We start from the raw sequence: 7724 nt of genomic DNA, 5'->3' as shown, positions 1-7724 counted from the left end.
TTTTCGCTTTTCTCTGGCAGAACTTCCGGAGAAGTCCCGCTGACCCGGCGGCTTGCTTGCCGTTGTTCCGTGTCAGTGGTGGCGCATTATAGGGAGTTATTCGGCGCTGACAAGCGTTAAATGCAAAAAACTTTTCAAGCGCTCAATTTGCAGACTTTATGCCTGCTTTGCCACCGATTTGCTGGTTAATTGTGCGATTTCGCGCGCAAATTCGCTTACGCGTGACCAGTCGGTGTAGACCACCTCTTTACGCGTATCTGTTTCTCCCCCGGTCATCTTCATAATCAGGCGGATCATGATCCGGTCGTACCAGGTATAACGTGGGTAGCGCAGGGCACCGGCAAACACCGCGCAGCGATCCGGCTGCCACGGCGAGTTCATTAAAAACTTACGCGTATAGCTATTGGTTTGCGGTGAACTCTTCTCTGGTTTGCGCGCCACAAGATTTACAGCGTAAAAAGCGCTGGGCAGCGCATTAAGGTGCTGCAGATGCTTTTTCACAAAACGGTCCACGGCAGGATGAAAGTGACCGTAGCGAATTGAGGCGCCGATAACCACGCGGTCATACGCCTCCCAGGCAATAGATTCAGTACGGTTAAGGTTAACCACATCGGAATAGACGCCCAGTTCGTTCAGCTCGGAGGCGATACTGGAGGCAATCTCACGGGTTTGCCCATCGCGGGTGGAGAATAGAATCAACGTTTTCATAGCGTGTTCCCTTATTCGCGCCAGAACGTTGGGGTAAAGAGCACCAGCAACGTAAAGACTTCAAGACGACCAAAAAGCATATTAGCGATGAGGATCCACTTCGCCACCGGATTCATACTGGCAAAGTTATCCGCCACGACCCCAAGACCCGGCCCAAGGTTGTTCAGCGTAGCGACCACGGAGGCAAAGGCAGAGAAGTCATCTACGCCCGTAGCGATAATCGCCAGCATACTCACGATAAAGACCAGTGCATAAGCAGAGAAGAACCCCCACACCGCCTCAAGGATACGCTCCGGCAGCGCGCGGTTCCCCAGCTTGATGCTGTACACCGCGTTAGGGTGCACCAGCCGTTTCAGCTCGCGGTTACCCTGTTTAAACAGCAGCAGGATACGAATGACCTTCAGCCCACCGCCGGTTGACCCCGCCATGCCGCCGATAAACGCCGAGCAGAGCAGGAGCACCGGCAGGAACAGCGGCCAGCGTGCAATGCTGTCGGTAGTAAAGCCGGCGGTCGTTGCCATCGACACCACCTGGAAGAACGCCTGGTTTAGCGTAGTCACCGCTGAGTTATAGACATCGTGGAACCAGAGTACCAGGGTGCAGATCACTACCAGCGTCAGCTGCACGCCGATGAACATCCTGAACTCGGGATCGCGCCAGTAGACCTTCAGGTTCCGCCCGCTCAGCAGGGAGAAGTGCAGGCCATAGTTACAGCCGGAGATCAGCAGGAAGATAGCAATAATGGTGTTAATCGTTGGGCTATCAAAATAGCCAACGCTGGCATCATGGGTGGAGAATCCACCGATGGCGATGGTCGCAAAGCTGTGGCCAATGGCATCAAACGCCGGCATACCCGCGAACCAGAGCGCCAGCGCGCAGGCTACGGTCAGCAGCACATAGATAAGCCACAGCGTCTTTGCCGTCTCGGCAATACGCGGGCGCATCTTGTTATCCTTCAGCGGGCCAGGCATCTCTGCACGATAGAGCTGCATCCCCCCGACGCCAAGGATAGGAAGAATAGCCACGGCCAGCACAATGATCCCCATCCCGCCAAACCACTGCAGCATCTGACGATAGAAGAGAATACCGTGCGGTAAGGTATCCAGCCCCACCAGCGTGGTTGCCCCCGTGGTCGTCAGGCCGGAAAAAGATTCAAAGAAAGCATCGGTCACCGTCAGGTTGGGACGTTCGGAGAAGATAAACGGTAAGGCCCCCACGCTGCCCAGCACCGTCCAGAACAGCACCACGATCAGAAACCCTTCCCGCGCCTTAAGTTCGCCCTTCTCCCGGCGGTTGGGCCACCACAGCAGGGAACCGATCGCCAGCGCCACAAAGAAGGTCTGGGTGAATGCACGCCCAGCGCCGTCCCGGTAAATCAGCGCAACCAGTCCGGGCAGGATCATCGTTCCGGAAAACAGTATCACCAGCAGTCCAACGATTCGGGTAATGGCGCGAAAATGCATCTCTGCCGCTTCCTTAGGTATCCAGATAAATGAGGTGGGGATTATTCTTTAATGGCTGATAATTGCAATGAACCACGACTAAAATCTGCCAGCCGGGCAGAAAACTCGTCCAGCCTGGCGCGGGGAAGCGCCACCCGTAGCTGCACGACCGCCTGATAGTCGCTGGTAACAATCTTCCCTTCGAACTGCCCCAGTAGCGCTTCTACGCCAGCGAGCTGGGCATAATCACAACACAAAGTATATTCGGTCAGCGGTAATTTGCGGATAGTGGTGAGCTGATTAAGCGCACGCTGTACGCCGCCGCCGTAGGCCTTGACCAGCCCCCCGGTGCCTAACAGGATCCCGCCATAGTAGCGCACCACTACAGCGGTGATCTCACCGACGCCGCTGCCCATCAGCTGAGCCAGCATCGGCTTGCCCGCCGTGCCTGCCGGTTCACCATCGTCGGAAAAGCCCAGCTGCTGCGAGTCATCAGGCGGCCCGGCTACCCATGCGACGCAGTGGTGCCGCGCCTCCGGATGTTCTGCCCGCACGGCGCTGACGAAGGCTTTCGCCGCCTCTACGCCGTCGGTATGGGCCAGCAGCGTAATAAAGCGGCTCTTTTTGATCTCCTCAACGAAGGTCACCGGCGCAGCCGGTATCAGCCAGCTCTCCATCAGGCCAGCTTCAGATCTCGGGTCATGTTCTCTACGCCGTTCTCGTGGATCACCACGTTGTCTTCGATACGGATCCCGCCGAACGGCTTCAGTGCTTCAATTTTCTGCCAGTTGAAGTGCTTGCTAAATTCGCCTTCACGCCACGCGCTCAGCAGCGAGTCGATGAAGTAGATACCCGGCTCAATGGTCAGCACCATGCGCGGCTGTATGACACGGGTGCAGCGCAGGTAGGGATATTTCGCCGGGGCGGCCAGATGCGTACCGGTATCATCCTGCATAAAGCCAGCAACGTCATGAACCTGGAGGCCCAGCGGATGGCCGATACCGTGCGGCATGAAGGGGCCGGTGAGATTGTTCTCTACCATCGCCTCTTCGCTGATGTCGGTCACAATCTGATGGCGACGGAGCAGCTTCGCAATGCGCTGATGGAACTGCAGGTGATACTCGATATAGCTCACCCCCGCTTTCATGGTGCCGATCAGCGCCAGCTGCTCCTCGTTGACGTCCTTGATCAGCTGCGCAAAATCGTTGTCGCCGTTGGCGGCCCACGTCCGGGTCAGATCCGCGGCGTAGCCGTTATATTCGGCGCCGGCATCCAGCAGGAAGCTACGCATCTCAGCGGGCACGTGGTGATCCAGCCTGGTGTAGTGCAGCACGGAGGCGTGCTCATTAAGCGCCACGATATTGCTGTAGGGCACGTCGGTATCGCGGTGGCCGGTGGCGGTCAGGTAGGCCACGTTGATGTCAAACTCGCTCATACCGGAGAGAAACGCCTCGTGCGCCGCGCGGTGTCCCATCACCGCCGTCTTCTGCGCCTCCCGCATACAGGCCAGCTCATAGTCAGTCTTATAGGCGCGGTAGTAGTGCAGATAGTCAATCACCCCTTTCGGGTTGATGTTCTCAGCTTTGATCTCCAGCTGCAGCGCACGCTCTGCCACCGGGCCGATGTAGGCGATATTGCCCCGCGCCGCAGGCAGCTGGCTGGCGATACCGTCCGCTTTTGGCAGGGCAATGATCTCGATCTCTTCAGTCCAGAACGAGGTCGGCAGCGGCTCGACGTTGTGCCAGTAATCCACCGGCAGGTAGAACCACAGCTTTGGCTTGTTAACCCCATCCACCAGCAACCAGCAGTTGGGAACCTGGGTAACGGGCACCCAGGCTTTAAACTGCGGGTTGACCTTAAAGGGATACGGATGGTCATCAAGGAAGATGTTGAACAGCTCGCCGGAGTGAATCAGCAGTGCGTCGAGCTTAAAGCGGGCCAGTACGTCCCGGGCACGTTCCTGTAGGGTAACGATATGATCTTTATAAAGCGCAGCCAGTGAGTCCATGATTTTCCCTTCTGGTTTAGACGTCAATTCTCGGCATCTTAACATACCCGGTAACGCCTGCGTGTTTTCCGTTAAGCGTGATCGCCTCAGCAACTTTTTAAACTCTCATTTGCATTTTATTAACATAATAACCACACTCCGTCTCATCTGGTAAGACCAGTAACCCTGCTGGATTCAGGAGACTGACATGCTCTACAAAGGCGATACCCTGTACCTCGACTGGCTGGAAAATGGCATTGCTGAACTGGTGTTCGCGGCCCCCGGCTCGGTCAACAAGCTCGATACGGCGACGGTGGCGAGTCTCGGCCAGGCGCTGGACGTGCTGGAAAAAAGCCCCGACCTCACCGGGCTGCTGCTGCGCTCCGACAAAGCCGCCTTTATTGTCGGCGCGGACATCACCGAATTCCTCTCTCTGTTCCAGGTTCCCGAGGAGCAGCTTAGCCAGTGGCTGCACTTCGCTAACAGCGTGTTTAACCGCCTGGAAGATCTGCCTGTTCCGACGATCTCTGCCGTTAACGGTTATGCGCTGGGCGGCGGCTGCGAGTGTGTGCTCGCCACCGACTATCGCCTGGCGACGCCGGACCTGCGCATTGGCCTGCCGGAAACCAAGCTGGGGATTATGCCGGGCTTTGGCGGTTCGGTACGCATGCCGCGTCTGCTCGGCGCTGACAGCGCGCTGGAGATCATTGCCGCCGGGAAAGATGTCGGTGCCGAGCAGGCGCTGAAAATTGGCCTGGTCGATGGCATCGTGACGGCGGAGAAACTGCGCGACGGCGCGCTGGCCGTTCTGCGTCAGGCGATCGATGGCGATCTGGACTGGCGCGCCAAACGCCAGCCGAAGCTGGAGCCGCTGAAGCTGAGCAAGATTGAAGCCGCCATGAGCTTTACCATCGCCAAAGGCATGGTGATGCAGACTGCAGGCAAGCACTACCCCGCCCCGCTGACGGCGGTGAAAACCATTGAGGCGGCGGCCAGGTTTGGCCGTGATGAGGCGCTGGCGCTTGAGAACCAGAGCTTTGTCCCGCTAACCCATACCAACGAGGCCCGCGCGCTGGTAGGCATCTTCCTGAACGATCAGTATGTCAAAGGCCAGGCGAAAAAGCTGACCCAGAACGTTGATACGCCGAAGCAGGCCGCCGTGCTGGGCGCAGGCATTATGGGCGGCGGCATCGCGTACCAGTCCGCATGGAAAGGCGTGCCGGTATTGATGAAAGATATCAATGACAAATCTCTGACGCTGGGCATCAGCGAGGCCAGCAAGCTGCTCAACAAGCAGCTTGAGCGTGGCAAGATCGATGGTTTGAAGCTGGCGGGGGTGATTGCCACCATTCATCCAACCCTCGACTACACCGGCTTTGATCGCGTCGACGTGGTGGTGGAAGCGGTCGTTGAGAATCCAAAGGTGAAAAAAGCGGTGCTGGCAGAGACTGAACAGAAGGTACGCCCGGATACGGTGCTGGCCTCGAACACCTCGACTATTCCTATCAGCGAGCTGGCCAGCGTTCTGCAACGCCCTGAGAACTTCTGCGGCATGCACTTCTTTAACCCGGTACACCGCATGCCGCTGGTAGAGGTGATCCGTGGCGAAAAAACGTCGGAAGAGACCCTCGCCAAAGTGGTCGCCTGGGCGAGCAAAATGGGCAAAACGCCTATCGTCGTTAACGACTGTCCCGGCTTCTTCGTCAACCGCGTCCTGTTCCCCTACTTCGCTGCCTTTAGTCAGCTGCTGCGCGACGGCGCAGATTTCCGCCGCGTAGATAAGGTGATGGAGAAGCAGTTTGGCTGGCCAATGGGCCCGGCTTATCTGCTGGACGTGGTAGGCATCGATACCGCGCATCACGCCCAGGCGGTCATGGCGGCGGGCTTCCCGGAGCGTATGCAGAAAGATTACCGTGACGCCATTGATGTACTGTTTGATGCGGGCCGCTTCGGGCAGAAAAACGGTCAGGGCTTCTGGCGTTATAAAGAGGACAGCAAAGGTAAGCCAAAGAAAGAGGAAGATGCTGCCGTTGACGGTCTGCTGGCAGAGGTTAGCCAGCCGAGACGCGACTTCTCTGACGAGGAGATCGTTGCCCGGATGATGATCCCGATGGTCAACGAAGTCGTGCGCTGTCTGGAGGAGGGCATTATCGCCAGCCCGGCGGAAGCCGATATGGCGCTGGTCTACGGCCTGGGCTTCCCACCGTTTCACGGCGGCGCGTTCCGCTGGCTCGACACCCAGGGCAGCGCCAGCTATCTCGATCGGGCGCAGCAGTTTGCCGCCCTTGGCCCGCTCTACGCCGTGCCGGACGGCCTGCGTGAGAAAGCGCGCCATAACGAACCCTATTACCCTCCCGTTGCGCCAGCCCGCCCGGCAGGCGTTCTGAAATCGGCTTAAGGAGTCACAATGGAACAGGTAGTCATTGTCGATGCAATTCGTACCCCGATGGGCCGTTCAAAGGGCGGCGCGTTCCGTAACGTGCGTGCGGAGGATCTCTCCGCGCATTTGATGCGTAGCCTGCTGGCACGTAACCCGACGCTGGAAGCCGCGGCGCTGGACGATATCTACTGGGGCTGCGTGCAGCAGACCCTGGAGCAGGGGTTTAACATTGCCCGTAACGCCGCCTTGCTGGCGGAGATCCCTCACGCCGTTCCGGCGGTAACCGTTAACCGGCTGTGCGGCTCGTCAATGCAGGCCCTGCACGATGCGGCACGCATGATCATGACCGGCGACGCGCAGGCGTGCCTGGTAGGCGGCGTAGAGCACATGGGTCACGTGCCGATGAGTCATGGCGTGGATTTTCATCCTGGCCTCAGCCGTAACGTCGCTAAAGCGGCGGGCATGATGGGCTTAACCGCCGAGATGCTGGCGCGCATGCACGGCATCAGCCGTGAGATGCAGGACCAGTTTGCCGCCCGCTCCCACGCCCGCGCATGGGCGGCGACCCAGAGCGGCGCGTTCAAGAATGAAATTGTCCCCACCGGCGGTCACGACGCCGACGGCGTGCCGAAAATGTTTAGCTACGACGAGGTGATCCGCCCGGAAACCAGCGTTGAAGGTCTCTCCGCCCTGCGGCCAGCGTTCGATCCGGCTAACGGCACGGTGACAGCGGGTACCTCCTCTGCCCTCTCTGACGGCGCAGCGGCGATGCTGGTGATGAGCGAACGTCGCGCCCGCGAGCTGGGCCTGACCCCACGCGCCCGGGTGCGCTCAATGGCGGTCGTGGGCTGCGATCCCTCTATCATGGGCTACGGTCCGGTTCCGGCCTCGCAGCTGGCGTTGAAAAAAGCCGGGCTGGCGGTCAGCGACATCGATCTGTTTGAGATGAACGAAGCCTTTGCGGCGCAGATCCTGCCGTGCATTAAGAACCTGGGGCTGATGGAGCAGATTGATGAGAAGATCAACCTCAACGGCGGCGCGATCGCGCTGGGTCATCCGCTCGGCTGCTCCGGGGCGCGGATTAGCACCACGCTGCTGAACCTGATGGAGCGTAAAGACGCGCAGTTTGGCCTGGCGACGATGTGTATTGGTCTGGGTCAGGGGATTGCGACGGTGTTTGAGCGAGTTTAACGCTGTTATGCAGGCC

6 protein-coding genes are annotated in these 7724 nt (G+C 58.8%); 2 read left to right on the top strand and 4 right to left on the bottom strand.

Features of this window, described 5'->3' with window-relative positions:
• Nucleotides 1-156 precede the first annotated feature (156 nt).
• Genes hemG through pepQ form a run of 4 tightly spaced genes read right to left on the bottom strand, consistent with a single transcriptional unit; the run spans nucleotide 157 to nucleotide 4158 of the window.
• The gene (hemG, locus tag RTX96_RS18820) at nucleotides 157-708 is read right to left on the bottom strand and encodes a menaquinone-dependent protoporphyrinogen IX dehydrogenase (protein ID WP_103821768.1); all 552 of its coding nucleotides are present in this window, start codon (nucleotides 706-708) and stop codon (nucleotides 157-159) included.
• 11 nt (nucleotides 709-719) lie between these two features.
• Nucleotides 720-2171 (bottom strand): Trk system potassium transporter TrkH, encoded by a 1452-nt coding sequence (gene trkH / locus RTX96_RS18815; RefSeq protein ID WP_103821767.1) that lies wholly within the window; start codon nucleotides 2169-2171, stop codon nucleotides 720-722.
• A 41-nt stretch (nucleotides 2172-2212) separates the two neighbouring features.
• Entirely contained in the window at nucleotides 2213-2827 is a 615-nt protein-coding gene (locus tag RTX96_RS18810) for an IMPACT family protein (protein ID WP_103821766.1), read from the bottom strand.
• Entirely contained in the window at nucleotides 2827-4158 is a 1332-nt protein-coding gene (gene pepQ, locus RTX96_RS18805; RefSeq protein ID WP_103821765.1) for a Xaa-Pro dipeptidase, read from the bottom strand. Before pepQ ends, RTX96_RS18810 begins: the two co-directional genes overlap by 1 nt.
• A 187-nt stretch (nucleotides 4159-4345) precedes the next feature.
• On the opposite strand from pepQ, the gene fadB reads away from it, so the two are divergent.
• Both fadB and fadA read left to right on the top strand, forming a co-directional pair.
• Nucleotides 4346-6535, top strand: coding sequence for a fatty acid oxidation complex subunit alpha FadB (gene fadB, locus RTX96_RS18800; protein ID WP_312671782.1), 2190 nt, complete (start codon nucleotides 4346-4348; stop codon nucleotides 6533-6535).
• 9 nt (nucleotides 6536-6544) lie between these two features.
• On the top strand, nucleotides 6545-7708 hold the full coding sequence (gene fadA, locus RTX96_RS18795; RefSeq protein ID WP_312671781.1) for an acetyl-CoA C-acyltransferase FadA: 1164 nt from the start codon (nucleotides 6545-6547) through the stop codon (nucleotides 7706-7708).
• The last annotated feature ends 16 nt before the right edge of the window (nucleotides 7709-7724 follow it).

The sequence above is a fragment of the Pseudescherichia sp. genome (genome assembly GCF_032052675.1).
Taxonomy (GTDB): Bacteria; Pseudomonadota; Gammaproteobacteria; order Enterobacterales; family Enterobacteriaceae; genus Pseudescherichia.
Note: the sequence above shows the minus strand (reverse complement) of the source record. Positions and strands in the feature narration are given on the sequence as shown.

Bases quoted from the DNA above. Each gene is read 5' to 3' on its own strand.
- fadA (WP_312671781.1), top strand. From the start codon at position 6,545: ATGGAACAGGTAGTCATTGTCGATGCAATTCGTACCCCGATGGGCCGT.
- hemG (WP_103821768.1), bottom strand. From the start codon at position 708: ATGAAAACGTTGATTCTATTCTCCACCCGCGATGGGCAAACCCGTGAG.
- pepQ (WP_103821765.1), bottom strand. From the start codon at position 4,158: ATGGACTCACTGGCTGCGCTTTATAAAGATCATATCGTTACCCTACAG.
- RTX96_RS18810 (WP_103821766.1), bottom strand. From the start codon at position 2,827: ATGGAGAGCTGGCTGATACCGGCTGCGCCGGTGACCTTCGTTGAGGAG.
- fadB (WP_312671782.1), top strand. From the start codon at position 4,346: ATGCTCTACAAAGGCGATACCCTGTACCTCGACTGGCTGGAAAATGGC.
- trkH (WP_103821767.1), bottom strand. From the start codon at position 2,171: ATGCATTTTCGCGCCATTACCCGAATCGTTGGACTGCTGGTGATACTG.